A 22,596-nucleotide genomic window follows, 5' to 3' on the forward strand; every position below is an offset into this window, starting at 1 on the left:
CTCCTCACGGGGCGGCCGGGTCCGTCGAGCCTAGGCCGTCGGCGGTGCGCGTCGCGGGGAGGACGCCCCGGCCCCGTGCTCACACCGCCAGTCGCAGCGCGGTCTCCGCGACGCCCAGGCGCACGCTCTGCCCCCAGGTCAGCTCCAGCGCGTCCGCCTCCATCCCGTCGCCGAACACCACCAGCCGGTCCGACTCCGCGGTCAGCCGCAGCGCCTCACCGGGGCCCAGCTCGCCCGCCGTGAACGAGGTGCCGGTCGACGGCGAGGGCCATGCCTCGCGGACGAACCAGAGCAGCCGGGGATCGGCCGGTCCCGGCAGTGCGAGGGCGCTGCCGCGCTCCTGCCACAGCGAGCGCAGCCAGCCGGTCGCCCCGGTTCCGGTGCCCACGAGCACACCGGAGGACGCCTGCGGTTCGGCGGGGGAGTCCGCCGTGTCGGAGCCGAGCCGGTAGCGGGCCGTCTGGTGGCCGGGCGGGCCGAGGTAGATCTCGTTGAGGGCCAGCAGCCGCTGCGTGTCGTCGGCCACCGCCTCCACCATCGTCAGCTCGTCGGCACGCCCGCCGGGCGTCACGACCGCCCGCATCAGCGCCCCCGCGTCGGCCGGCCGGTGACGCACCAGGACGCCGGGGTTGCGCCCCGGATCGGTGTCCACCCCGATGACCGACTGACCGGAGAGGTACTTCGCGGCGTTGGCGACCAGCCCGTCCTGCCCGACGACCACCACCACGTCCTCCGGCCCGAACAGGAACCGGTCCAGATCCGCCCGCTCCACCCGGCTCTGGCGCCACTGGAGCGGAACGGCCGCCGCCACATCGGCCAGCGCCCGCACGGTTCGTTCGTGCCTGCCCGCCACCTCGTCGATGGACCGGCCGCGCCCGGCCAGCACGAACGCGGCCTGGCCGTGCGTGCCGTGCCGGGCGAGCAACTCCTCGTACTCGGTGGTGCGGTGGACCAGCACCGCGCGCGGGGCCAGGCTCATGCCCCGGCCTCCGGCCTGCCGAGCCTGCCGAGCAGACCGGTGAGGACATCGGGGGACAGGGTGAGGCTGTCGATCCGGGGCAGGTTCTCGGCGAGCCGGGTGGCCGCCAGCGCGTGCAGCGTCGCCGCCTCCACCTCGCCGTGCGCCCGCAGCCAGGCCTGCTGCGCCTCGGCGCGCGCCGCGCCCACCTCCCGGGCGGCCTCCGCCTCGGCCCGAGCCAGCCGCACCGTGCGGGCGGCCTCCGCCTCGGCGCGCACCTTGTCGGCCGCCGCGTTCTCCTCGGCCTCGCGGCGGGCGTTGGTGCCGCGCTGTTCGACGAGCTGTTCCTCGCGGCGGGCCAGCTCGATCCGGCTGGCCAGCTCGTTCTCGGCGATGGTCCGCTCGCGCTCGACGGCCACGGCGCGCCGCTCGTAGGTGGCCCGGTCGGCCTCCTGCTGGATCTGCTCGCGGGCGGGGGTGCGCAGGGCGCGCTCCACCTCGGCCTCGGGGCGGATGGCGACGACGCGCACGGCCACCACGTCGATGCCGGTGGCGGGCAGCCGGGGCTCGGCGGCGAGACCGGCCGCCACCCGCTCGCGCACGGCGGCGACCCCGTCCACCAGGGCGCCGGCCAGCGGGGTGCGGGCCAGCACGTCCAGGGTGTGCTGCTGGGCGGTCTCGGTGAGCAGGGTGGCGATCTGTTCGAGGGGGGCGGCGCGCCAGGCGCCGGTGTCCGGGTCCACGGAGAAGTCGAGACGGGCGGCGGCCTCGGCCGGATCGCTGATGCGGTACGTGACGGTGGCCTGGACCGTGACGTCCTGGAAGTCGGAGGTGCGCGCGTGGAACGCCATGGCCAGCTCGCGGTCGTCGACCGGTACTTCGGAGAGCGCGGCGCTCAGCGACCGGAACCAGAAGCTCAGTCCGACGCCGTCGTGCACGAGCCGGCCGCGCTTGTGGTGGCGGATGTGCGCGGTGGGCGCGGAGCGGAGATGGCGCCGGCCGAAGCGGCGGGTGATGTCGGCCATGGGGACCCCCTTCGTTTTTATCGTCATGAAGACGATAAAGGGGGATCGTGGTTGTCGTCAAGGGGACGAGAAGGGGTGGTGTGCGGGCTCCGGACACACGAACGGCCGGTGACTTCGGAGAAGTCACCGGCCGGCCGGGTTGCGCGCCGCCCCCGTCCCCACGGTGCGGCGCGGGCGGACCGTCGTCATCCGCTGGGACGACGGCCCACGTCTGTCAGGCCCCGGACGCCGGGGCGGCCAGTCCGAGCGCGGGAAGCACCGCGCCCGTCACGAAGCGCACGAGAAACGTCTCGTCCGCGGGCGTGCCCGCCAGCATCGGGCGGGCACGCATCACACCGAGCAGCTGGGCGGCGACGAACTCCACCGCCGGGTTGTCCGCCGCCACCTCGCCGCGCTCGACCCCGCGCCGTACGAGCGCGTCGATCGCGGCCAGCTCCGGCAGGATCAGCGACTCGCGCAGCGCGCACAGCAGCTCCGGGCTCTGCAGCGCCGCGTGGCTCAGCGCCAGCGTCAGCGGGGTGTCCCGGCCCGCGACCTCGCCGATGGCCCGCGCCGCCTCCAGCAGGTCGCCCGCCAGCGAGCCGGTGTCGATGTTCCGCAGGGTGCCGCGCCGGGTGCCGTGCAGCGCGGCCACCACCAGCTCCGGCTTCGAGCCCCACTGGCGGTACAGCGTGGACTTGCCGCAGCGGGACCGGGCGGCCACCCCCTCCATGGTCAGCGACTCGTAGCCGTTCTCCCGCAGCATGTCGAGCACGGCCGTGTAGAGCTCCTGGGCCCGCTCCGGTGTGATCTTCGAACGGCGCTGGGCCGGGTGCCTGTCCGGCTCGGTCTGCTGCGGCGACATGTGCCTGTGCCCTCTCTGCGACTCTGCGACGAGGTCCATCGATACGCCAGTGTACCGATACGTGAGTGTTCCGATACGCCGACGTATCGGTACACTGGCGTATCGATAAGGGCGGGGTATCCGCCGCATGGACACCGATTCGTCAGCAAAGGGGCACCGGGTGAGGTACGCCGGTCACACGCCCGCCGACCAGGGGGCCCCGGACACCATGGCCCGGCCGCCCCTGGTCCGGGAGCTCCTGCTCGTCGTCGGGCTCTTCCTGGTCTACAAACTCGGCCGCCGGGCCGCCAACGGGCATGTGGACGAGGCGTTCGACAACGCCCACCGCGTCTGGGACCTCGAACGCGCCGCCGGCCTGCCGGGCGAAGGGCTCGTCCAGCGCCTGCTCCTGCACGACGAGACGCTGATCCACCTGGCCAACACCTACTACGCCACCGTGCACTTCCCGGCCACCCTGCTGTTCCTGGCCTGGCTGTACTGGCGCCGGCCCCGCCACTACGTCTGGGCGCGCCGCGTCCTGGCCGTCCTCACCGCGGCCGCGCTCGCCCTGCACCTGCTCTTCCCGCTCGCCCCGCCGCGCCTGCTCGCCACCACCCACCTCGTCGACACCGGCCGCGTCTACGGACCCTCGGTGTACGGGGCACAGCCCGCCGCCGACTCCATGGCCAACCAGTTCGCCGCGATGCCCTCGCTGCACTTCGGCTGGGCCGTCCTGGTCGGCGTCGGCCTCGTCGTCGCCACCCGGTCCCGGTGGCGGTGGCTGTGGCTCCTGCACCCGGCGCTCACGCTGCTCGTCATCGTCGGCACCGCCAACCACTACTGGCTCGACTCGATCGTCGCCGCCGCGCTGCTCTCCGTGGTCCTCGCCGCGCTGCCGCTGCGGCGCGCCGAACCGGTACGCCCGCCCCGGCCCCGGCCGGCCGTCGTACCCCAGCGGGAACACGCCCCCGGATACGCCGCCACCGGAGCGCGTCGGTGAACGCCACGCTCGCCGCCGTCGCGCTCTCCCTCGTCTCCGCAGCCGCCTACGCCGCGGCCGCGGTGGCCCAGGCCCGCCTCGCCGGCCGGACCGCACCCGGCGGCACCCTCCGGCTCCTCGGGCGCGGCGCCTGGTGGAGCGCGGTCGGCCTGAACGCGGGCGGCGCCCTGCTCCACGTCGCCGCCCTGAAGTACGGCCCGCTCACCCTGGTCCAGCCGCTCGGCGCGCTGACCCTGGTCGCGGCCGTCCCGCTGGGCGCCCGAGCGGCCGGCCGCCGGGTCGGCCGCACCGAGTGGCGCGGCACCCTGCTCACCCTGCTAGGCCTCGGCGCCCTGCTCCTCACGGCGGGCGGAGCCGCCCCGCACGAGACGCTGACCCTGACCGAGGCGCTCGCCGTGGGCGCCGGAACCATGGCCCTGGTCGCCGGACTCAGCCGGCCCGGCGCCCGCCCCGGACTGCGGCACGCCGCCGCGTCCGGCATCACCTCCGGCGTCGCGTCCGCGCTCACCCAGACCCTCACCGTCGCGGTCACCGACCACACCGGACCGCTGCTCGACGCGCGCGTGGTGGTCGTCGCCGTGCTGGTGTCCGCGTTCGCGATGGGCGGGCTGCTGCTCTCCCAGACCGCGTACCGGGGCGGCCTCGGGGCCCCGCTCGCCGTCGTCACCCTCGCCAACCCGGTCGCCGCCGCGGCCATCGGGCTCGCCCTGCTCGGGGAGCGGTTCCAGGGCGGACCGGCCGGGCTCGTCCCCGCGCTCATCGGCGCGGCGGCGGCCGTCCGGGGCGTGGTCCTGCTCAGCCGCGCCCAGGCACAGACCGTGCCGGCCGGGGCCGGGGTCGGGGCTGGGGTCGGGGCCGGTGCCGAGGCGCCGCCGCCCGCCCCGTCGCGGGTGGTCGTCAGCCGCCCTCGCCCCACCCGCCCGGAGCGGCGGTGCCGCGTCGGGGCCGGGCGGGGCTGAGAGCCGTACGCCCTACGCGGGGTCCGGCGGCGCGGCCGGATAGTCCGCGAGCGCGCGGGTCAGCCAGCCGATCCAGAAGTTCTCCAGGTCGATGCCGCCGCGCAGCACCATGTGCCGCAGCCGGTCCCCGGGCGCGTCCCGTTCCGGCGGGAAGTCCCTGGCCTCGATCTCCAGGTACTCCGCGAGCTGACGCCGGTGCAGAACCAGATGACGCCGCAACTCCGCGTCGAGCCCCGGCGCCCCGACCACCGCCGCCGCCCGCAGCCGCAGCAGCAGCGGATCGCGCACCTGCTTGGGGTCCTCCCGCCGGGCCACCCAGGCGGACAGCGCCTCGCGGCCCGCAGGCAGTACCTCGTACTCCTTCTTCTGCCCCCGCGCCGGCTGCGCCGGGGCCAGAGCCCTGATTTGCCCGGCCTGCTCCAGCTTGCCCAGCTCCCGGTAGATCTGCTGGTGCGTGGCCGACCAGAAATAGCCGATCGACCGGTCGAACCTGCGGGTCAGCTCAAGACCCGATGAGGGCTTTTCGAGCAGGGCGGTGAGGATCGCGTGCGGCAGTGACATGGGCTGCATCCTAGAGACGGCCGGGCGGCCCGAGAGCCGCCCGGCCGTCCGGGTCAGAGCGCTGCGGCGAGCTCCGTGCCCTGCCGGATCGCGCGCTTGGCGTCGAGCTCGGCCGCGACGTCGGCGCCGCCGATCAGATGGACGCTGCGGCCGGCGGCGAGGAGCTCCTCGTACAGGTCCCGGCGCGGCTCCTGGCCGGCGCACAGCACGATCGAGTCGACCGGCAGCAGGCGCCGCTCGCCGCCGACCGTGATGTGCAGGCCCTCGTCGTCGATCCGGTCGTAGCTCACCCCCGCGGTCATCGTGACCCCGCGGTGCCGCAGCTCGGTGCGATGGATCCAGCCGGTGGTCTTGCCGAGACCGGCCCCCACCTTGCTCGTCCGGCGCTGGAGGAGGTGGACGGTCCGGGGCGTCTTCGGGCGCTCCGGGGCGGTCAGGCCACCGCGCTCGCGGTACTCGGTGTCCACGCCCCACTGCCGGAAGAACACCGCCGGGTCCAGGCTCGCCGAATCTCCGCCGTCCGTCAGGAACTCCGCCACGTCGAAGCCGATCCCGCCCGCGCCGACGATCGCCACCCGCTCGCCCACCGGGGCGCCGTGCCGCAGCACGTCGAGGTAGCCGACGACGCTGGGGTGGTCGGCCCCCGGGATCGCCGGGGTGCGGGGCGTGACCCCGGTGGCCAGGACGATCTCGTCGTAGTCCGCCAGCTCGGCGGCGCCGACCGGGGCGCCCAGCCGCACGTCGATCTCCTGCTCCGCGAGCCGGGTGCGGAAGTAGCGGAGGGTCTCGTCGAACTCCTCCTTGCCGGGCACCCGGCGGGCCACGTTCAGCTGCCCGCCGATCTCGTCGGCCGCGTCGAAGAGGGTCACCGCGTGGCCGCGCTCGGAGGCCGTGACGGCGCAGGCCAGTCCGGCCGGCCCGGCACCGACGACGGCGACGCTCTTGCGGGTGCGGGTCGGCGACAGAACGAGTTCCGTCTCGTGGCAGGCGCGCGGATTCACCAGGCAGGAGGTGACCTTGCCGCTGAAGATGTGGTCCAGGCACGCCTGGTTGCAGCCGATGCAGGTGTTGATGGCGTCGGCACGCCCCGCGGCCGCCTTCGCCACGAAGTCCGGGTCGGCGAGGAACGGCCGGGCCATCGACACCATGTCCGCACCGCCCGAGGCGAGGACCCGCTCGGCCGTCTCGGGTGTGTTGATGCGGTTGCTCGTCACCAGCGGTACGGAGACGGCCCCGCGCACCTTCTCGGTGACCCAGGTGAAGGCGCCTCGGGGCACCGAGGTCGCGATTGTGGGGATGCGGGCCTCGTGCCAGCCGATGCCCGTGTTGATGATCGTCGCGCCCGCCGCCTCGATCTCGCGGGCCAGCGCCACGACTTCCTCCAGCGAGGAGCCGCCGGGCACCAGGTCCAGCATGGACAGCCGGTAGATGATGATGAAGTCGTCGCCCACCCGCTCGCGGACCCGGCGCACGATCTCGACGGGGAAGCGGATGCGGTTCTCGTACGAGCCGCCCCAGCGGTCCTCGCGGTGGTTGGTCGCCGAGGCGATGAACTCGTTGATCAGATAGCCCTCGGAGCCCATGATCTCGACGCCGTCGTACCCCGCGCCGCGGGCCAGCGCCGCCGCCGAGGCGAAGTCCTCGATCGTCGCCTCGACCTCGTCGTCGGTCAGGGCGTGCGGGGTGAACGCGCTGATCGGCGCCTGGAGCGCGCTCGGCGCGACCAGGTCCGGGTGGTGCGCGTACCGGCCGAAATGCAGGATCTGCATGGCGATGCGCCCGCCCGCCGCGTGCACCGCGTCGGTCACCCGGCGGTGCTCGGCCGCCTCCGCCTCGCAGGTCATCTTCGCTCCGCCGGGGAACGAGCAGCCCCGTTCGTTGGGCGCGATGCCGCCGGTGACCATGAGGCCGACTCCGCCGCGAGCCCGCTCGGCGTAGAACGCCGCCATGCGCTCGAAACCGTTCTCGACCTCCTCCAGGCCGACGTGCATCGACCCCATCAGCACCCTGTTCGGCAGGGTGGTGAAGCCGAGGTCGAGCGGGCTCAGCAGATGCGGATACGGGGTCATGCGGCGGCTCCTCGCTGTGGGGTCGCCCCAGTTCTAGACCAACGCCACGCCATTGTGCAACAAGTTGCACAATGGCGTTCGTCGCACTGTGTCACGGCTCACGCCCCGGACGGCGTAACAACGCGATCCGTGCGCGGCGCGGGGCGCGGAGAGTGGTGGCGTACGGCATCCAGGCCGTCCCCGTCGTCCGGGCGGGACCCCGACACCCTCCGGAGAACCCCTATGGGCTGCGTCAACCGGCACGATCTCGGACTGCTCCTCCTGCGCGTCGGCACCGGCGCGGTGCTCGCCGCGCACGGCTCGCAGAAGCTCGCCGGCTGGTTCGGCGGCGGGGGAGTCGAGGGCACCACGGCGGCCATGGAGGCGATGGGCTTCCACCCGCCGAAGTACAGCGCGATCGCCGCCGGGCTCGGCGAGGCGGGCGGCGGCGCGCTGCTCGCCCTGGGCCTGGCCACCCCCGCCGCGGGCGCCGCCGCGGCCGGCGCGATGGCGGGCGCGGTGGCCGTCCACGCCCCGGCGGGCTTCTTCGCCCAGGGCGGCGGCTACGAATACCCGGCGTTCCTTGGCTTCACGGCCGCCGCGATCGGCCTGGCCGGACCCGGCCGCTACTCGGTGGACCATGCGACGGGGCACGCGTTCAACCAGCCCTGGACGCTCGCCCTGGCGTTCCTCGGCAGCGCGGCCGCGGCGGCCGCGGTGGTCGGGAAGCGCTCCCGGCGGCAGGCCGTCCCGGAGCCGGAGCACTTCTGACGGGCCCGCCGCGCCGGGCGCACCCGCCGCTGCCTAGCGGCGGCCCCTGGCGGCCGCGACCAGTTCCGGGAGCGTGCCGAACTTCACCCGCGGGCGCCCGCCCGCGCGTCCGCGCGAGCGTTCCGCCCGGTCGATGGCGGCCAGCCCGCGCGCGTCGACGGCGTGCCGGTTGCGGCTGCGGACCAGGCGGCCGAACGCCTTGGCCGGAGGGGCGGGGGAGGGGAGCGCGCCGGCCACCGCGTCCGCCAGCAGCGTGCCGACCGTCTCGGCCGCGCAGGTGCGGTTGGCGCCGATGCCCCCGGAAGGCCCCCGCTTGATCCAGCCGACCACATACGTGCCGGACAGGCCCACGACCCGCCCGCCCTCGTGCGGAACGGTGCCGCTCGCCTCGTCGAAGGGCAGCCCCGGCACGGCCAGCCCCCGGTAGCCGATGGCCCGCAGGAACAGCCCCGCCGGGATCTGCGCCTCGCCCCCGCCGGCCGTGACCCGCACCCCCGCCACGGCCTCGGAGCCGGTGAGCTCCAGCGGCGCCGAATGGAAGCGGAACACGATGCGCCGCCCTTCCCCGGCCGGGCGCGACCAGTCCACCCGCTCGCGGCGTACGTCCCGCAGCAGCGCCGCCGGACCGCCCGGCGCGGCGGCCTCGATCGCGGGCCCGATGCGCGGGTCGTGGTCGTCCACCACCAGGTCCACACCCGGCAGATGCTTGAGCGCCAGCAGCTCGGACGCGGTGCACGCGGCGTCCTCGGGGCCGCGCCGGCCGAGCAGGACCACCTCGCGGACCGCCGACCCGCGCAGGGCGGCGAGCGCGTGGTCCGCGATGTCGGTGCCCGCGAGCCCCGCCGGGTCCGCGACGAGGATGCGGGCCACGTCCAGCGCCACGTTGCCGTTCCCGGCGACGACCACCCGCTCGGCGCGCGAGAGGTCCACGGCGTCCGCCGCCACCTCGGGATGCGCGTTGTACCAGGAGACGAAGGAGGTCGCCGCGATGCCGCCCGGCAGGTCCTCGCCGGGTATGCCCAGCCGGCGGTCGGCGGCCGCCCCCACCGCGTAGATCACCGCGTCGTGGTGCGCGGCCAGCTCCTCGGCGGTGACGTCCTTGCCCACCTCGACGCCGAGGTGCATCCGGACGCGCGGATGGGAGTGGAAGCGCGAGAAGGTGTCGCCCACGCCCTTCGTGCCCGGATGGTCGGGCGCCACGCCGTAACGGACGAGGCCGCCCGCCACCGGCAGCCGGTCCACCAGGGTGACCTCGGCGTTGGTGTGCAGCAGCAGGTCCTCGGCCGCGTACATCCCGGCGGGTCCGGTGCCGACGACCGCCACCCGGATCGGCGCGAAGTCCGACGGCAGGCTGCGTGCGAACGAAGGGGCGCCCCACGCATGGAAGTTGGGCCCGTCGGCCGCCTCCGGTTCCCGGTCCGCGTAGTAGGCGGCGTTGACGGCGGCGTACTCCTCGTTCGCCCCGGAGAGGCTGTCCACCGGGAAGATCGCGTCCACCGGGCACGCGTCGGCGCAGGCCCCGCAGTCGATGCAGGTCCGCGGGTCCACGTACAGCATCTCCGTACGGCCGAAGTCGGGTTCGTCCGGCGTCGGGTGGATGCAGTTGACGGGGCAGACGCTGACGCAGGTGGCGTCACTGCAACAGGTCTGGGTGATGGCGTAGGTCATGGTCGGCTCGGGCTCTCGCTCGGGTCAGATCAGGTCGGCGCGCTTGTAGAAGAACATGGCGGGCCTCGTCAGCAGACGGGCCGAAGCCAGGAACTCCATCAGCCCCGAACAGCTGGATCGCATCAGGGACTTGTGGTGCTCGTTGGTCTTCGCCTCGGCCCGCGCCCGCGCGGCGTCCAGGCCCGCGTGGGTGTAGACGTCCCGGCTCACCATGCTGGTGACGATGTAGTACGAGGCGATCGCGACGACGAGCGCGTTGAGGTGCCGGCGCACCGGACCGGCGTCGCGCAGCCGCTTGCGGGTCTCGTCGCGGGCGAACTTCATGTGGCGCGACTCCTCCACCACATGGATGTTGTTGATCGTGCGCACGAAGGGAGCGACGCGCTCGTCGCGCATCCAGTCGCGCTGCATCACGTCGAGCACCTCCTCGGCCACGAGTATCGCCGCGTAGGCGGCCTCCCCGAAGGCGAGCGTCTTGAACGCGCGGCCCAGTTCGAGCACCGGGCGGCGCGGCCGGTAGGCCGGCGCGCCGAGCTTCGCCGCGCCCCGGGCGAACATGATCGAGTGCCGGCACTCGTCGGCGACCTCGGTCAGGGCCCACTGGAAGCGCGGGTCGGTCGGGTCCTTGGCGTACATGTCGCGCAGCACCATCTGCTGGAGGATCATCTCGAACCAGATGCCGGTGCTGGCGACCGACGCGGCCTCCTGCCGGGTCAGCGCCTTGCGCTGCGCCTCCGTCAACTCGCCCCAGTACGCGGTGCCGTAGAGCGTGCTCCACTCGGGGCTCGCTCCGTGATGGTCCTCGTCGAGCGGGGTGTGCCAGTCCACTTCGACGGCCGGGTCGTACGAGAGCTTCGCGGACGAATCGAGCAGGCGCCGGGCGACGTCCTGCTCGGCGGCCCGGTCCTGGTCCTGGTCCTCCGGCCGAACGGTGCTGCTTGCCATGCTGCGGCTCCTTGACTGAATGGGTCGACCCGGCGCCGTCCGGCCCCCGCCCGGTGTCATCCGGGGGGATCGCCTGCCGGCGAGCGCCGCCCTCGCTTGTTAGACTTGGCGTCTAGCAAGCTGTTAGACGGAAGGTATAGCAAGAGGCGCGCGCGAACTACCCCTCGGGCCGAAATCGCCACGCACTCTCCACGCGGCCGGCGTGCGGGAGGTGTGGGGACGCCCCGGCGGGAGAGGTGGGAGCCGCCGCCCTTGCCGTCGCCGCCCGGCGCGGGGGACGATGATCCTCCGCCGCGGCCCGGCGTCGGGCCGCCGTCCGGGGGGCACCGCGCTCCGGACCGGCCGACACCGGGAGCGTCATGGTCATCGCCGCCGTCTACTTCGTCATCGCCTCGGCCGCGGCCATCAGCCTCGGGAGGTCCCTGGACCGGCAGATGGAGGGGCCCAGGCTCCGCGCCGCATGGGCCGGCCGCACCGCCGAGGCGCGCTGCACGGGGGTGGCCACGGAGGAGACCCAGGACGCCGAGGGGGTCCTGGTCACCCTCGATCGCGCCACGCTGGAGTTCCGCACGGAGGACGGACGGACCGTCGCCTTCGAGGAGCGGCAGCGCCGGCTCGACGTGTCCGAGGGCGACGCCGTCACCGTGTACTACGCGCCGGAGGCGCCCGAGGCCGCGACCGCCCGCGTCCCCTCCTTCGGCACCCGGCGCGCCAGGGAGCTGGTGGCCGGACTGGGCTGCGGCTTCGCGCTGGTGACGGCGGCGTTCCTCGCCGAGCTGCTCTGACCCGACGGCTGCGGAGCCACCGTGTGACCGCGGCCCCCGTCCAGCCGGTTGTCCGGCCGGGCGGGGGCCTTGTCGTCGTTACGGGCGGATTGCGTCCGGTCACACCCCCTTTTGTCGTGCCCAATTCAAGAGAGCGCGTTCTTTCCGCGTTCACATCCTTGTCCTCGCGGGCATGACAGCTCTATTCTCAGCCACCAGAAAGCGCTTTCCCTCCCCTTCGGGTCTTGTTACGGCAGACGTCACACCGCGGCCGTCTCCGCGGACTGCCCGCACCTCCAGCACCCGTGCCCCCACGACGAATGGGAACGAACATGAGGCGACCAATCGCGCTGCGACTCTCCGCGGCGCTGTCCACGATGGCCCTGGCGGCCGCGACCGGGGTGATCCTGACGATGCCCGAGGCGTCGGCGGCCGCCACGGGCGGGGCGACCGGCTACGCGACCCAGAACGGCGGCACCACCGGGGGCGCGGGCGGCCAGACCGTACGGGCCACCACCGGCACCCAGATCCACCAGGCCCTGTGCTCCCGCGCCAGCAGCAGCACCCCGATCGTCATCGAGGTCGAGGGCACCATCAACCATGCCAACACCGCCAAGGTGTCCGGCGACAGCTGCAACACGGCGGCCGGCCTCATCGAGCTCAAGCAGATCAGCAACGTCACCATCGTCGGAGTCGGCAGCGGGGCCGTCTTCGACCAACTGGGTATCCACATCCGCCAGTCCAGCAACATCATCATCCAGAACGTGACGGTCAGGAACGTCAAGAAGTCGGGCTCGCCCACCTCCAACGGCGGCGACGCCATCGGCATGGAGAGCGACGTCCGCAACGTCTGGGTCGACCACGCCACCCTGGAGGCGTCCGGCGGCGAGGACGACGGGTTCGACGGTCTCTTCGACATGAAGGACAACACCCAGTACGTCACGCTGTCCTACAGCACCCTGCGCAACTCCGGCCGGGGCGGCCTCATCGGCTCCAGCGAGACCCAGCTCGACAACGGCTACGTCACGTTCCACCACAACCTGTACGAGAACGTCGACTCCCGCACACCCCTGCTGCGCGGCGGCACCGCCCACATCTACAACAACTACTACGTCAAGCTGAACAAGTCCGGGATCAACTCCCGCGCCGGCGCCCACGCCAAGGTGGACAACAACTACTTCAAGGACTCCAAGGACGTCCTGGGCACCTTCTACACCGACACCACCGGGTACTGGCAGGTCAGCGGCAACACCTTCGACAACATCACCTGGTCCGAGCCCGGCGCCGAGAACCACCCGGCCGGCCCGAACCCGCAGTCCAACACCTCGATCAGCATCCCCTACGCGTACACCCTCGACGACTCCTCCTGCGTGCCGGCCATCGTGACCAGCACGGCCGGTGCCGACAAGGGGCTCAAGGTCTCGGACGGCGACTGCTCCACGACGACCCCGACCCCGGACCCGACCGACCCCACCCCGGACCCGACAGACCCGACGCCGGACCCGACAGACCCGACCCCGCCCACCGGCACCAACCTCAGCCTCGGCGCGGGCTCGGACGGCTCCAGCAAGGCGAGCGGAACCAGCTACGGCAACGTCCGCGACGGTGACCCGGGCACCTACTGGTCGCCCGCCGGCTCGACCGGCTCCATCTCCATCAAGTGGGGCTCCGCCACCACCGTCTCCTCCGTCAACATCCGCGAGGCCGCCGGCGCCAGGGGCGTCATCGGCTCCTGGCGGCTGCTGGACGCGGACAGCGGCGCGGTCCTGAAGTCCGGCAGCGGCGCCGGCGTCATCGGCTTCCCGGCCACCTCGCTGCGCAAGATCACCTTCGAGATCACCTCGGCCGGCGGCACGCCGAAGGTCGCGGAGTTCGAGACGTACGCCGGATAGCGGCGACACCCCTCGGCAGGCGGCCCGGTCCGGGAGCACCACAGCCCCGGACCGGGCCGCCACATGCGCGGCGGACGAGCCGTGGTCGCCCGGCGGACGTGTGTGGGCGGGCGGCGGACGAGCCGTGGGCGGGCGAACCCGGCGGTCATCGGGGAACGTGGATCACATGACTCCTTCACAGACCCCCGACCCCGGCCCCGAGCCGCGCCCCGGCGACCCGGCCGGCCTCGAACCCGGCCGCCTGGTGCCGCCCGGCGAGACCCCGCCCGCCGAGGGCGGCCTGTCGGGCACGGGCCCGCAGGACACCACGTACAACCCGCCGAAGGGCTGGGCCAAGGGGCCGCTGGCGCTGCTCGCCGTCGTGGTGCTGCTCGTCGCGGCGTTCTTCCTGGTGTACGCGATCATCCTGCTGACCTGACGCGGGGGAGGGGCGACCCGGACGGCCGAACCTCCGGAGCGGACGGCCCGCCCGGACGGCTGGCCCCGCCCTGCCCGGCGGACAAACCTCGCATAACTTGATGGACAGGAGCATACGTACACGTTTCGAAGGAGTCGAAGCACGTGACGGACGTATCGAGCAGGGGCGCCGCCCCCGGTGACAAGCGCGAGACGCTCACCAACCGGCAGGGCCATCCGGTCTACGACAACCAGAACCAGCGCACCATCGGCGCACGCGGCCCGGCCACGCTGGAGAACTACCAGTTCCTCGAAAAGATCAGTCACTTCGACCGCGAACGCATCCCCGAGCGCGTCGTGCACGCCCGCGGTGTGACCGCGTACGGCTACTTCGAGGCGTTCGGTGCCTTCGGCGACGAGCCGATCTCCCGCTTCACCCGCGCCAAGCTGTTCCAGGAGCGCGGCAAGCGCACGGACGTGGCGGTGCGCTTCTCGACCGTCATCGGTGGCCGGGACTCCTCCGAGGCGGCCCGCGACCCGCGCGGCTTCGCGGTGAAGTTCTACACCGAGGACGGCAACTGGGACCTCGTCGGCAACAACCTGGGGATCTTCTTCATCCGGGACGCGATCAAGTTCCCCGACGTCATCCACGCGCTCAAGCCGGACCCCGTCACGTTCGAGCAGCAGCCCCGGCGCATCTTCGACTTCATGTCGCAGACCCCCGAGTCCATGCACATGCTGGTCAACCTGTTCAGCCCGCGCGGCATCCCGGCGGACTACCGCCATATGCAGGGCTTCGGCGTCAACACCTACAAGTGGGTCAACGAGGCGGGCGAGTCCTTCCTGGTGAAGTACCACTGGGTGCCCAAGGCGGGCGTACGCAGCATGACGGAGGAGGACGCCGCCAACGTACAGGCGGAGGGCCTCGGCCACGCCACCAAGGACCTGTACGAGGCGGTGGCGCGCGGCGACCACCCGGAGTGGGAGCTGCGCGTCCAGCTGATGGACGACCACGAGCACCCCGAGCTGGACTTCGACCCGCTGGACGACACCAAGACCTGGCCCGAGCAGGACTTCCCGCCGAAGCCGGTCGGGCGGATGGTGCTCGACCGGATGCCGGAGAACTACTTCGCGGAGAACGACCAGATCTCCTTCGGCACGGGTGTGCTGGTGGACGGGCTGGACTTCTCCGACGACAAGATGCTGGTCGGGCGCACCTTCTCGTACAGCGACACCCAGCGGTACCGCGTCGGGCCCAACTATCTGCAACTCCCCGTCAACCAGGCCAAGAACGCCACCGTGCGCACCAACCAGCGCGACGGCCAGATGACGTACCACGTGGACGGCGCCGGGGAGAACCCGATCGTCAACTACGAGCCGTCGATCACCGGGGGCCTGCGCGAGGCGCAGTATCCGACGCACGACGAGGTGGGCCCCGAGGTGCGCGGCCGGCTCACCCGCAAGCGCATCCCGCGCGCCAACGACTACCTCCAGGCCGGGCAGCGCTACCTCCTGATGGAGCAGTGGGAGCGCGACGACCTCGTGCACAACCTGGTCGGCCTGCTCGCGCAGTGCGACCGCCCGGTCCGGGAACGCATGGTCTGGCACTTCCTCCTGGTCGAGAACGAGCTGGGCCTCGCCATCGGCAAGGGCCTCGACATCGCCCCCAAGGACGTCGCCGGACTGGAGCCGCTGCCCGGCCAGGACCTGACCGACGAGGACCGCGCCCGGCTCGCCCGCCTGGGCGACAACCCGCCCCGCGACGTCCAGGGTCTGACGATGACCCACTGCGTCCCGGACGAACGCCACGTCGTCACCCGCTGACGCACGGACCGGCCCTCCCGCGAAGAGTCGTGGGAGGGCCGGTCCGTGTCCCGCGCCGTCAGGCCGAGGCCCCGCTGTCGATGACCAGATCGGTGCCGACCACCGCGCCGGCCGCGGGCGATGCGAGGTAGAGCACCGCCGCCGCCACCTCCCCGGCCTCCGCGACCCGGCCGAGCGGGTTCTGCGTCTTCACCCGCTCGGTGCGGTCGGCCTCCGTCTCACCGGGCCGCAGCGACATGGGCGCGGCCGCGGCGCCGGGGCTGACGGCGTTGATGCGGATGCCCTGGTGGATGTGGTCGAGAGCGGCGGCGCGGGTCAGCGCGGAGACCGCCGCCTTCGAGGTGATGTACGCGGCCAGGTTCGGGGTGCGCAGGTGTGCGCCCAGGTTGGACGAGATGTTGACGATGGCGCCGCCCCCGTTCTCCCTCATGTGGGCGATCTCGTGCTTCATGGCCAGCCAGACCCCGGTGACATTGGTGCGCAGCACCGCGTCCCAGTCCTCCTCGCTCACCTCGCCGGCGGGCACGGTGCCGCGCAGGATTCCGGCGTTGTTCACCGCGATGTCCAGCCCGCCGAAGAGGGACACGCTCCGGTGCACGAGGTGCCGGAGCGTGCCGGAGTCGGTGACATCGGCGGTGACGGCGGCGGCCGTGCCGCCGGCGGCCCCGATGAGACCGACCGTCTCGTCCAGGGAGGCCGCGGTGCGCCCCGCGACGACCACGGACGCGCCCTCGGCGGCGAAGGCGAGCGCGATGGCACGGCCGAGGCCGGAGCCGGCGCCGGTGACGAGGGCGGTTCTGCCGGTGAAGCGGTTCATTGCGAGGGCTCCCCTGTTATTTGACCGATCGGTCCATTATTTGGGCGTGCGGAAGGAAGGTGCGGGTCCGTGCGAGGGGGTCAGTCCAGCAGGGACAGGGCCTGTTCGGCCGCATCCCGTACCCGTGCGGGGTCGTTCGACGCCTTGCCGACGATGCGTACGCCCTGGAGGAGTACGAGCAGCATGCGGGCCAGCGCGCGGGGGTCGCGGTCCTCGGGCAGTTCGCCCTGGGCCCGCGCCCGTACGAGCGCGGAGTGCAGCAGGGTCTCGAGGTGCTCCCAGCTCACCTCGACCCGGCGGGCCGCCGCGGGGTCGTGGGGGGACAGCTCGACCGCGGTGTTGGTGACGAAGCAGCCGTTCAGCCGGCCCTCGGGGCTGCCGGCCTCGGCGGCGAAGCGGCGTACGACCGCCCGTACGGCCGGCAGCGCGGGGCCCGGCTGGGACAGTTCGGCGAGCAGGGCCGGATCGCGCGCCTCGGCGTAGCGGTCCATGGCCTTGAGGTACAGCTCGTGCTTGCTGCCGAAGGTCGCGTAGATGCTGGCGCGGCCGATGCCGAGATGCTCGACCAGATCGGACAGCGACGTCGCCTCGTAGCCGCGCCGCCAGAACAGCTCAAGGGCTGCCTGCAGCGCGGCGTCCGGATCGAACTCCTTGGTCCTGGCCATGCCGCAGACCCTATGGCTATCTGGAACGATCAGTCAATTAAGCGGCTGCGAGACCTCCGGCCCGCGACTGCCTTCCTCGGGTGGTCCACCCTTCGGCGTGGTGCGCATGTTATCGCTCACTTAATCCATTCTCGCTTATCCATCCGCATGCCAACCTCCTGCAAAGGTGCGGCGAGGCTCTTGCTCATTTCTTTGTGAGCGCTAACAATCATTGCCGGGTGTACGCCTCCCCTTCCGCCCTGACGAGAAAGACCGCACCGTGACCACTCACGCCCGTCCCGTCTCCTTCGATCCTCACCCTCCCGAGGCATGCACGGTCGGCGTCGACTTCGGCACCCTGTCCGGGCGCGCCGTCGTCGTCAGGGTCCGCGACGGCGCCGAACTGGGCACGGCCGTCCATGAGTACCGGCACGCCGTCATCGAGGACCGTCTGCCGTCCACCGGCGCACCGCTGCCCCCCGACTGGGCGCTGCAACACCCCGAGGACTGGCGCGACGTGCTGCGTACCGCCGTCCCGGCCGCGCTCGCCGACGCGGGCGTGGACGCCGCCCACGTCATCGGCATCGGCACCGACTTCACCGCCTGCACCGTCCTGCCGGCCAGCGCCGACGGCACGCCGCTCGCCCTGCTGCCCGAGTGGGCCGACCGGCCGCACGCCTGGCCCAAGCTGTGGAAGCACCATGCCGCCCAGGACCAGGCCGACCGCATCAACGCCCTCGCCCACGAGCGCGGCGAACCGTGGATCGGCCGCTACGGAGGCCGGATCTCCTCCGAGTGGCAGTTCGCGAAGGCCCTCCAGGTGCTGGAGGAGGACCCCGGCGTCTACGCGGCCTGCGCCCGCTGGATCGAGGCGGCCGACTGGATCGTCTGGCAGCTGACCGGCGCCGAGTCCCGCAACACCTGCACCGCCGGCTACAAGGGCATCCACCAGGACGGCCGCTACCCGTCCCCCGACTTCCTCGCCCGGCTGCACCCCGGCTTCGCCGACTTCCCCGCCACCCGCCTGGAACACCCGCTGGCCGCGCTCGGCTCCCGCGTCGGCGCACTGAGCGCCCGCGCGGCCCGGTGGACCGGCCTGCCCGAGGGCATCGCCGTCGCCGCGGGCAACGTGGACGCCCATGTCGCCGCACCCGCGGCCGGCGCCGTGGAGAACGGCCGGCTGCTCGCCATCATGGGCACCTCCACCTGCCACGTCCTCAACGGCGCCGGCCTCGCCGACGTGCCCGGCATCTGCGGCGTCGTCGACGGCGGCATCGTGGCCGGCGCCTACGGCTACGAAGCCGGCCAGAGCGCCGTGGGCGACATCTTCGCCTGGTGGCTCCGGCAGGGCGTACCCGAGGACTACCGCACCGAGGCCGCCGCCACGGGGGAGGACCTGCACCAGCTCCTGACCCGCAAGGCCACCGGCCGGCCGGTCGGCGCCCACGGCCTGGTCGCCCTCGACTGGATGAACGGCAACCGCTCCACCCTCGTCGACCACCACCTCTCCGGCGTCCTCGTCGGACTCACCCTCGACACCCGGCCGGAGGACGTCTACCTGGCCCTGCTCGAAGCGACCGCCTACGGCACCCGCGTCATCGTCGAGGCGTTCGAGACGGCCGGCGTCCCCGTCGAGGAGTTCATCGTCACCGGAGGGCTCCGGAAGAACGCGCTGCTCATGCAGATCTGCGCCGACGTCCTGCGCCGCCCGGTCTCCCTCGGCATCTCCGAACAGGGCCCCGCCCTCGGCTCGGCCATCCACGCGGCCGTGGCCGCCGGCGCCCACCCCGACGTCCGGTCCGCAGCCGCCGTCATGGGCAGCGTCCAGCGGCACGCGTACACCCCCGACCCCGCGCGGGCCGACGCCTACGACGCGCTGTTCGCCGAATACCGCGCCCTGCACGACCACTTCGGCACCGGCCCCGACCTCCTCCTGCACCGCCTGCGCAGGCTGCGCAACACCGCGCGCGCCACCCCCGCGACCTGACCGGCCACCGGCCCCACCTCTCCACCACCGCACCCCCGAGGAGCACACCCGACATGACGCTCGCCCCGCCCGACCACGAGATCTGGTTCCTCACCGGCAGCCAGGCCCTCTACGGAGAGGAGACCCTGGCCCAGGTCGCCGAGCAGTCCCGCACCATCCGGGACACCCTCGCCGCCCGGCCCGGCATGACGGCCCGCCTGGTCTGGAAGCCGGTGCTCACCGACGCGGCGGCCATCCGCAGGGTCTGCCTGGAGGCGAACGCCGACGACCGGTGCGTCGGGCTCATCGCCTGGATGCACACCTTCTCCCCGGCCAAGATGTGGATCGCCGGGCTCGACGCGCTGAGCAAACCCCTGCTGCATCTGCACACCCAGGCCAACCGCGGCCTGCCCTGGTCCACCATCGACATGGACTTCATGAACCTGAACCAGGCCGCCCACGGCGACCGCGAGTTCGGCTTCGTACAGACCCGCCTCGGCGTCCCCCGCAAGACCGTCGCCGGACACGTCACCACCCCCGAGGTCGCCGACCGCATCGCCGGCTGGGCCCGCGCCGCCCTCGGCCGGTCCGAACTCTCCCGCCTCAAGCTCGCCCGCTTCGGCGACAACATGCGCGACGTCGCCGTCACCGAGGGCGACAAGATCGAGGCCCAGCTGCGGTTCGGCGTCTCCGTCAACACCTACGGCGTCAACGACCTCGTCGCCGCCGTGGACGCCGCCGGCGAGGACACCGTCACCGCCCTCGTCGAGGAGTACCAGGACCTCTACACCCTCGCCCCCGGACTGCGCTCCGGCGGCGACCGCCACGCCTCCCTGCGCTACGCCGCCCGCATCGAGGCCGGACTGCGCACCTTCCTCACCGAGGGCGGCTTCCACGCCTTCACCACCAACTTCGAGGACCTCGGCGGACTGCGCCAACTGCCCGGCCTCGCCGTGCAGCGCCTGATGGCGGACGGCTACGGCTTCGGCGGCGAGGGCGACTGGAAGACCGCCGTCCTGCTGCGCACCCTCAAGGCCATGGCGCACGGGCGGCCCGGCGGCACCTCCTTCATGGAGGACTACACCTACGACCTCACCCCCGGCCAGGAACTCATCCTCGGCGCCCACATGCTGGAGGTCTGCCCCTCCATCGCCGCGGCGACCCCGTCCTGCGAGATCCACCCGCTCGGCATCGGCGGCCGGGAGGACCCGGTCCGGCTCGTCTTCGACGCGGCCCCCGGCCCGGCCGTCGTCATCGGCCTCGCCGACATGGGCGACCGGTTCCGCCTGGTGGCCAACCACATCGACGTCGTCACCCCGCCCGAGCCGCTGCCCAGGCTCCCGGTCGCCCGAGCCGTCTGGCGGCCCAGCCCCGACCTGCGCACCTCCACCGAGGCCTGGCTCACGGCCGGGGCACCCCACCACACCGTGCTCACCACCGCGCTCGGCGGCGAGGAACTCGCCGACCTCGCCCAGATGCTGCGCACCGAACTCGTCGTGATCGACCAGGACACGACCATCCGTCACTTCGCCCGGGAACTGCGCTGGAACCAGGCCTACCACCGACTGGCCCAGAGCCTGTGACCGCATCCACTCCCACCAGGACGGAGCCCCCCGTGGGCAGGACCGCATCGCACGAGCTGCGCCGAGAAGTACTGGAGGCCAACCTCCGCATCCCCCGGGCCGGACTCGCCACCCTGACCTGGGGCAACGTGAGCGGGGTCGACCGGGACGCCGGCGTCTTCGTCATCAAGCCGTCGGGCGTGCCCTACGAGGCGCTGGGCATCGACGACCTCGTCGTCGTCTCCCTCGACGACGGCCGCGTCGTGGAGGGCCGGCTGCGCCCGTCCACCGACACCGAGACCCACCGCAGCCTGTACCTGGCGTTCCCGTCGATCGGGGGAGTGACCCACACCCACTCCACGCACGCCGTCGCCTTCGCCCAGGCCCGCCGCCCGATACCGGTGCTCGGCACGACGCACGCCGATACGTTCAACGGCCCCGTCCCGGTCACCGCGCCCCTCACACCCCAGCAGTGCGCCACGGACTACGAGTACAACACCGGGCAGGTCGTCGTGGACCTCCTGGAGCGCGACGACACCCGCGCGCGGGAGGTCCCCGGCGCCCTGGTCGCCCACCACGGGCCCTTCACCTGGGGCGCCGACGCCACCTCGTCCCTGGAGCACGCGATCATCTGCGAGGCGGTGGCCGAGATGGCCCTGCACACCATGGCCCTGGGCCCGGTCGAGCCCCCGCAGCACGTGCTGGACCGCCACTTCACCCGCAAGCACGGCCCGGACGCGTACTACGGCAACCCCGGAGCCGCGTAGGCCCGTCCGGAGCGGAGCGCCGTCCGCTCCGGAGCGCGTACGGACGCCGTCCCGGTTCAGTCGCGCCGGGGCGGCCGTACGCTTTCGCGCCGTACGAGTTCCGGGGTGATGACGGGCCGGGAGTCGGCGGCCTCGGCGCCGTTCACCAGGCCGAGCAGCAGGTCGAGCGTGGTGGTGGCGACGGCGCCGAAGTCCTGGCGGACCGTCGTCAGCGGCGGCGAGTAGTACGCGGCCTCCGGCACGTCGTCGAAGCCCACGATGCTGACCTCGTCCGGGACGGAGCGGCCCCGTTCGGTCATGGCCCGCAGGGCGCCCAGCGCCTGGTGGTCGTTGGCGGCGAACACGGCGGTCACCTCGGGCATCCGGGCCAGCATCTGGCCGGCGAGATACCCGGAGGCGGCCGTCCAGTCGCCCGTGCTGACCGGGGGGACCTCCGCGCCCGCCTCGTCCAGCGCCCGGCGCCAGCCCCGGATACGGCCGGCGGCGTCGAACCAGTCCGGCGGGCCGGAGATGTGCCACACGGTCTCGTGGCCCGCCTCCAGCAGATGCTTCGTGGCCTGGTACGCGCCGTGCTCCTGGTCGACGGAGACCATGGGCGCGCTGCGGTCCGGGTCGCCGTCCACAGTGACCAGGGGGACCTCGGCGGGCGCACCGGCCAGCGCGGCGTCCGCCGACGCCGTGGGCGCTATCACCACGATGCCCGCGACTCGCTCGTCGCGGTGGCGCTCGACGGCGGCGGTGATCGAGGACCGGCCCAGCTCCGGCACCCGGTGCACGCTGACGGCGAAGCCCTGCCGGGCGGCGGCGATCTCGAACGCGGCCAGCAGCGAGGAGGGGCCGTACAGCGTGGAGTTCTGGGCGATGACGCCGATGAGCTGGGAGCGGCCGGTCACCAGGGCGCGCGCCGCGCGATTGGGCCGGTAGCCCAGCTCCTTGACGGCCGCGAGGACCCTCAGCCGGGTCTGCTCGCGCACATTGGGGTGACTGTTGAGCACCCGGGACACCGTCTGGTGGGACACGCCCGCGAGCCGGGCGACATCGGTCATCGCCGGCTCTCGTACCACTGGACTCGCCACCGCGGCGTCCTCCACACCCATCTCCTTCCGACCGTGACCGCGGCGGCCCGTCCGGCCGCCGCGGACCGCGGGCGATCCGTATGCCTGTTCAATCTACGCCCCGGCAGCCGTAGGTCCGCGCGGTGCGGGA

20 protein-coding genes are annotated in these 22,596 nt (G+C 73.1%); 10 read left to right on the plus strand and 10 right to left on the minus strand.

Annotated features, from left to right (window positions below; translation table 11 throughout):
* Positions 1 to 79: 79 nt before the first annotated feature.
* The 3 genes from OG710_RS27585 to OG710_RS27595 all read right to left on the minus strand — a co-directional run bounded on the left by OG710_RS27585 (position 80) and on the right by OG710_RS27595 (position 2,827).
* A complete protein-coding gene (locus OG710_RS27585) occupies positions 80 to 979 on the minus strand; it encodes a hypothetical protein (protein ID WP_330241747.1) in 900 nt (299 codons plus the stop codon).
* On the minus strand, positions 976 to 1,983 hold the full coding sequence (locus tag OG710_RS27590) for an SPFH domain-containing protein (protein WP_330241748.1): 1,008 nt from the start codon (positions 1,981 to 1,983) through the stop codon (positions 976 to 978). Before OG710_RS27590 ends, OG710_RS27585 begins: the two co-directional genes overlap by 4 nt.
* Before the next feature lie 214 nt (positions 1,984 to 2,197).
* Positions 2,198 to 2,827, minus strand: coding sequence for a TetR/AcrR family transcriptional regulator (locus OG710_RS27595; protein ID WP_330241749.1), 630 nt, complete (start codon positions 2,825 to 2,827; stop codon positions 2,198 to 2,200).
* Positions 2,828 to 2,987: 160 nt separating this feature from the next.
* Between OG710_RS27595 and OG710_RS27600 the strand changes: the two genes are divergently transcribed.
* Together OG710_RS27600 and OG710_RS27605 are read left to right on the plus strand one after the other, a co-directional pair.
* Positions 2,988 to 3,806: a phosphatase PAP2 family protein gene (locus OG710_RS27600; RefSeq protein ID WP_330241750.1), complete on the plus strand. Its 819-nt coding sequence runs from the start codon at positions 2,988 to 2,990 to the stop codon at positions 3,804 to 3,806.
* Positions 3,803 to 4,765, plus strand: a complete 963-nt coding sequence (locus OG710_RS27605; protein ID WP_330241751.1) for a hypothetical protein — start codon at positions 3,803 to 3,805, stop codon at positions 4,763 to 4,765. The genes OG710_RS27600 and OG710_RS27605 overlap by 4 nt, the downstream gene beginning before the upstream one ends.
* Positions 4,766 to 4,777: 12 nt before the next feature.
* Here OG710_RS27605 and OG710_RS27610 read toward each other — a convergent pair whose 3' ends face one another.
* Both OG710_RS27610 and OG710_RS27615 read right to left on the minus strand, forming a co-directional pair.
* On the minus strand, positions 4,778 to 5,326 hold the full coding sequence (locus OG710_RS27610; RefSeq protein WP_330241752.1) for a PadR family transcriptional regulator: 549 nt from the start codon (positions 5,324 to 5,326) through the stop codon (positions 4,778 to 4,780).
* 53 nt (positions 5,327 to 5,379) lie between these two features.
* Positions 5,380 to 7,395, minus strand: a complete 2,016-nt coding sequence (locus OG710_RS27615; RefSeq protein ID WP_330241753.1) for an NADPH-dependent 2,4-dienoyl-CoA reductase — start codon at positions 7,393 to 7,395, stop codon at positions 5,380 to 5,382.
* A gap of 222 nt (positions 7,396 to 7,617) precedes the next feature.
* On the opposite strand from OG710_RS27615, the gene OG710_RS27620 reads away from it, so the two are divergent.
* Entirely contained in the window at positions 7,618 to 8,145 is a 528-nt protein-coding gene (locus OG710_RS27620; protein ID WP_330241754.1) for a DoxX family protein, read from the plus strand.
* 33 nt (positions 8,146 to 8,178) lie between these two features.
* On the opposite strand, the gene OG710_RS27625 is transcribed toward OG710_RS27620, so the two are convergent.
* Together OG710_RS27625 and OG710_RS27630 are read right to left on the minus strand one after the other, a co-directional pair.
* Positions 8,179 to 9,813: an FAD-dependent oxidoreductase gene (locus OG710_RS27625; RefSeq protein WP_330241755.1), complete on the minus strand. Its 1,635-nt coding sequence runs from the start codon at positions 9,811 to 9,813 to the stop codon at positions 8,179 to 8,181.
* Positions 9,814 to 9,837: 24 nt separating this feature from the next.
* Positions 9,838 to 10,758, minus strand: a complete 921-nt coding sequence (locus tag OG710_RS27630; RefSeq protein ID WP_330241756.1) for an AurF N-oxygenase family protein — start codon at positions 10,756 to 10,758, stop codon at positions 9,838 to 9,840.
* Between the two features lie 359 nt (positions 10,759 to 11,117).
* On the opposite strand from OG710_RS27630, the gene OG710_RS27635 reads away from it, so the two are divergent.
* The 4 genes from OG710_RS27635 to OG710_RS27650 all read left to right on the plus strand — a co-directional run bounded on the left by OG710_RS27635 (position 11,118) and on the right by OG710_RS27650 (position 15,634).
* Positions 11,118 to 11,543 carry a DUF3592 domain-containing protein gene (locus OG710_RS27635; RefSeq protein ID WP_330241757.1) on the plus strand — a complete coding sequence of 142 codons (426 nt, stop codon included), beginning with the start codon at positions 11,118 to 11,120 and terminating at the stop codon, positions 11,541 to 11,543.
* Positions 11,544 to 11,854: 311 nt separating this feature from the next.
* On the plus strand, positions 11,855 to 13,414 hold the full coding sequence (locus OG710_RS27640; RefSeq protein WP_330241758.1) for a pectate lyase family protein: 1,560 nt from the start codon (positions 11,855 to 11,857) through the stop codon (positions 13,412 to 13,414).
* A 166-nt stretch (positions 13,415 to 13,580) separates the two neighbouring features.
* Positions 13,581 to 13,832 carry a DUF6480 family protein gene (locus OG710_RS27645; protein ID WP_330241759.1) on the plus strand — a complete coding sequence of 84 codons (252 nt, stop codon included), beginning with the start codon at positions 13,581 to 13,583 and terminating at the stop codon, positions 13,830 to 13,832.
* Between the two features lie 143 nt (positions 13,833 to 13,975).
* Complete coding sequence (locus OG710_RS27650) at positions 13,976 to 15,634, plus strand: catalase (protein WP_330241760.1); 1,659 nt, start codon at positions 13,976 to 13,978, stop codon at positions 15,632 to 15,634.
* Between the two features lie 58 nt (positions 15,635 to 15,692).
* On the opposite strand, the gene OG710_RS27655 is transcribed toward OG710_RS27650, so the two are convergent.
* Positions 15,693 to 16,451: an SDR family NAD(P)-dependent oxidoreductase gene (locus tag OG710_RS27655; protein ID WP_330241761.1), complete on the minus strand. Its 759-nt coding sequence runs from the start codon at positions 16,449 to 16,451 to the stop codon at positions 15,693 to 15,695.
* Positions 16,452 to 16,531: 80 nt separating this feature from the next.
* Positions 16,532 to 17,116 carry a TetR/AcrR family transcriptional regulator gene (locus OG710_RS27660; RefSeq protein WP_330241762.1) on the minus strand — a complete coding sequence of 195 codons (585 nt, stop codon included), beginning with the start codon at positions 17,114 to 17,116 and terminating at the stop codon, positions 16,532 to 16,534.
* 259 nt (positions 17,117 to 17,375) lie between these two features.
* Between OG710_RS27660 and araB the strand changes: the two genes are divergently transcribed.
* Genes araB through araD form a run of 3 tightly spaced genes read left to right on the plus strand, consistent with a single transcriptional unit; the run spans position 17,376 to position 21,390 of the window.
* On the plus strand, positions 17,376 to 19,082 hold the full coding sequence (gene araB, locus OG710_RS27665; protein ID WP_330241763.1) for a ribulokinase: 1,707 nt from the start codon (positions 17,376 to 17,378) through the stop codon (positions 19,080 to 19,082).
* 53 nt (positions 19,083 to 19,135) lie between these two features.
* Positions 19,136 to 20,644 carry an L-arabinose isomerase gene (gene araA / locus OG710_RS27670; RefSeq protein ID WP_330241764.1) on the plus strand — a complete coding sequence of 503 codons (1,509 nt, stop codon included), beginning with the start codon at positions 19,136 to 19,138 and terminating at the stop codon, positions 20,642 to 20,644.
* A 32-nt stretch (positions 20,645 to 20,676) separates the two neighbouring features.
* Positions 20,677 to 21,390: an L-ribulose-5-phosphate 4-epimerase AraD gene (araD, locus tag OG710_RS27675; RefSeq protein WP_330241765.1), complete on the plus strand. Its 714-nt coding sequence runs from the start codon at positions 20,677 to 20,679 to the stop codon at positions 21,388 to 21,390.
* 56 nt (positions 21,391 to 21,446) lie between these two features.
* Here araD and OG710_RS27680 read toward each other — a convergent pair whose 3' ends face one another.
* On the minus strand, positions 21,447 to 22,487 hold the full coding sequence (locus tag OG710_RS27680) for a LacI family DNA-binding transcriptional regulator (protein ID WP_330241766.1): 1,041 nt from the start codon (positions 22,485 to 22,487) through the stop codon (positions 21,447 to 21,449).
* Between the last annotated feature and the right edge of the window lie 109 nt (positions 22,488 to 22,596).

It is taken from the genome of Streptomyces sp. NBC_00525, assembly GCF_036346595.1.
GTDB lineage: Bacteria > Actinomycetota > Actinomycetes > Streptomycetales > Streptomycetaceae > Streptomyces.

Excerpts from the sequence above, each read along its gene's own strand:
- OG710_RS27585 (WP_330241747.1), bottom strand. The coding sequence starts at position 979 with ATGAGCCTGGCCCCGCGCGCGGTGCTGGTCCACCGCACCACCGAGTAC.
- OG710_RS27590 (WP_330241748.1), bottom strand. The coding sequence starts at position 1,983 with ATGGCCGACATCACCCGCCGCTTCGGCCGGCGCCATCTCCGCTCCGCG.
- OG710_RS27595 (WP_330241749.1), bottom strand. The coding sequence starts at position 2,827 with ATGTCGCCGCAGCAGACCGAGCCGGACAGGCACCCGGCCCAGCGCCGT.
- OG710_RS27610 (WP_330241752.1), bottom strand. The coding sequence starts at position 5,326 with ATGTCACTGCCGCACGCGATCCTCACCGCCCTGCTCGAAAAGCCCTCA.
- OG710_RS27615 (WP_330241753.1), bottom strand. The coding sequence starts at position 7,395 with ATGACCCCGTATCCGCATCTGCTGAGCCCGCTCGACCTCGGCTTCACC.
- OG710_RS27620 (WP_330241754.1), top strand. The coding sequence starts at position 7,618 with ATGGGCTGCGTCAACCGGCACGATCTCGGACTGCTCCTCCTGCGCGTC.
- OG710_RS27625 (WP_330241755.1), bottom strand. The coding sequence starts at position 9,813 with ATGACCTACGCCATCACCCAGACCTGTTGCAGTGACGCCACCTGCGTC.
- OG710_RS27630 (WP_330241756.1), bottom strand. The coding sequence starts at position 10,758 with ATGGCAAGCAGCACCGTTCGGCCGGAGGACCAGGACCAGGACCGGGCC.
- OG710_RS27635 (WP_330241757.1), top strand. The coding sequence starts at position 11,118 with ATGGTCATCGCCGCCGTCTACTTCGTCATCGCCTCGGCCGCGGCCATC.
- OG710_RS27640 (WP_330241758.1), top strand. The coding sequence starts at position 11,855 with ATGAGGCGACCAATCGCGCTGCGACTCTCCGCGGCGCTGTCCACGATG.
- OG710_RS27645 (WP_330241759.1), top strand. The coding sequence starts at position 13,581 with ATGACTCCTTCACAGACCCCCGACCCCGGCCCCGAGCCGCGCCCCGGC.
- OG710_RS27655 (WP_330241761.1), bottom strand. The coding sequence starts at position 16,451 with ATGAACCGCTTCACCGGCAGAACCGCCCTCGTCACCGGCGCCGGCTCC.
- OG710_RS27660 (WP_330241762.1), bottom strand. The coding sequence starts at position 17,116 with ATGGCCAGGACCAAGGAGTTCGATCCGGACGCCGCGCTGCAGGCAGCC.
- araA (WP_330241764.1), top strand. The coding sequence starts at position 19,136 with ATGACGCTCGCCCCGCCCGACCACGAGATCTGGTTCCTCACCGGCAGC.
- OG710_RS27680 (WP_330241766.1), bottom strand. The coding sequence starts at position 22,487 with ATGGGTGTGGAGGACGCCGCGGTGGCGAGTCCAGTGGTACGAGAGCCG.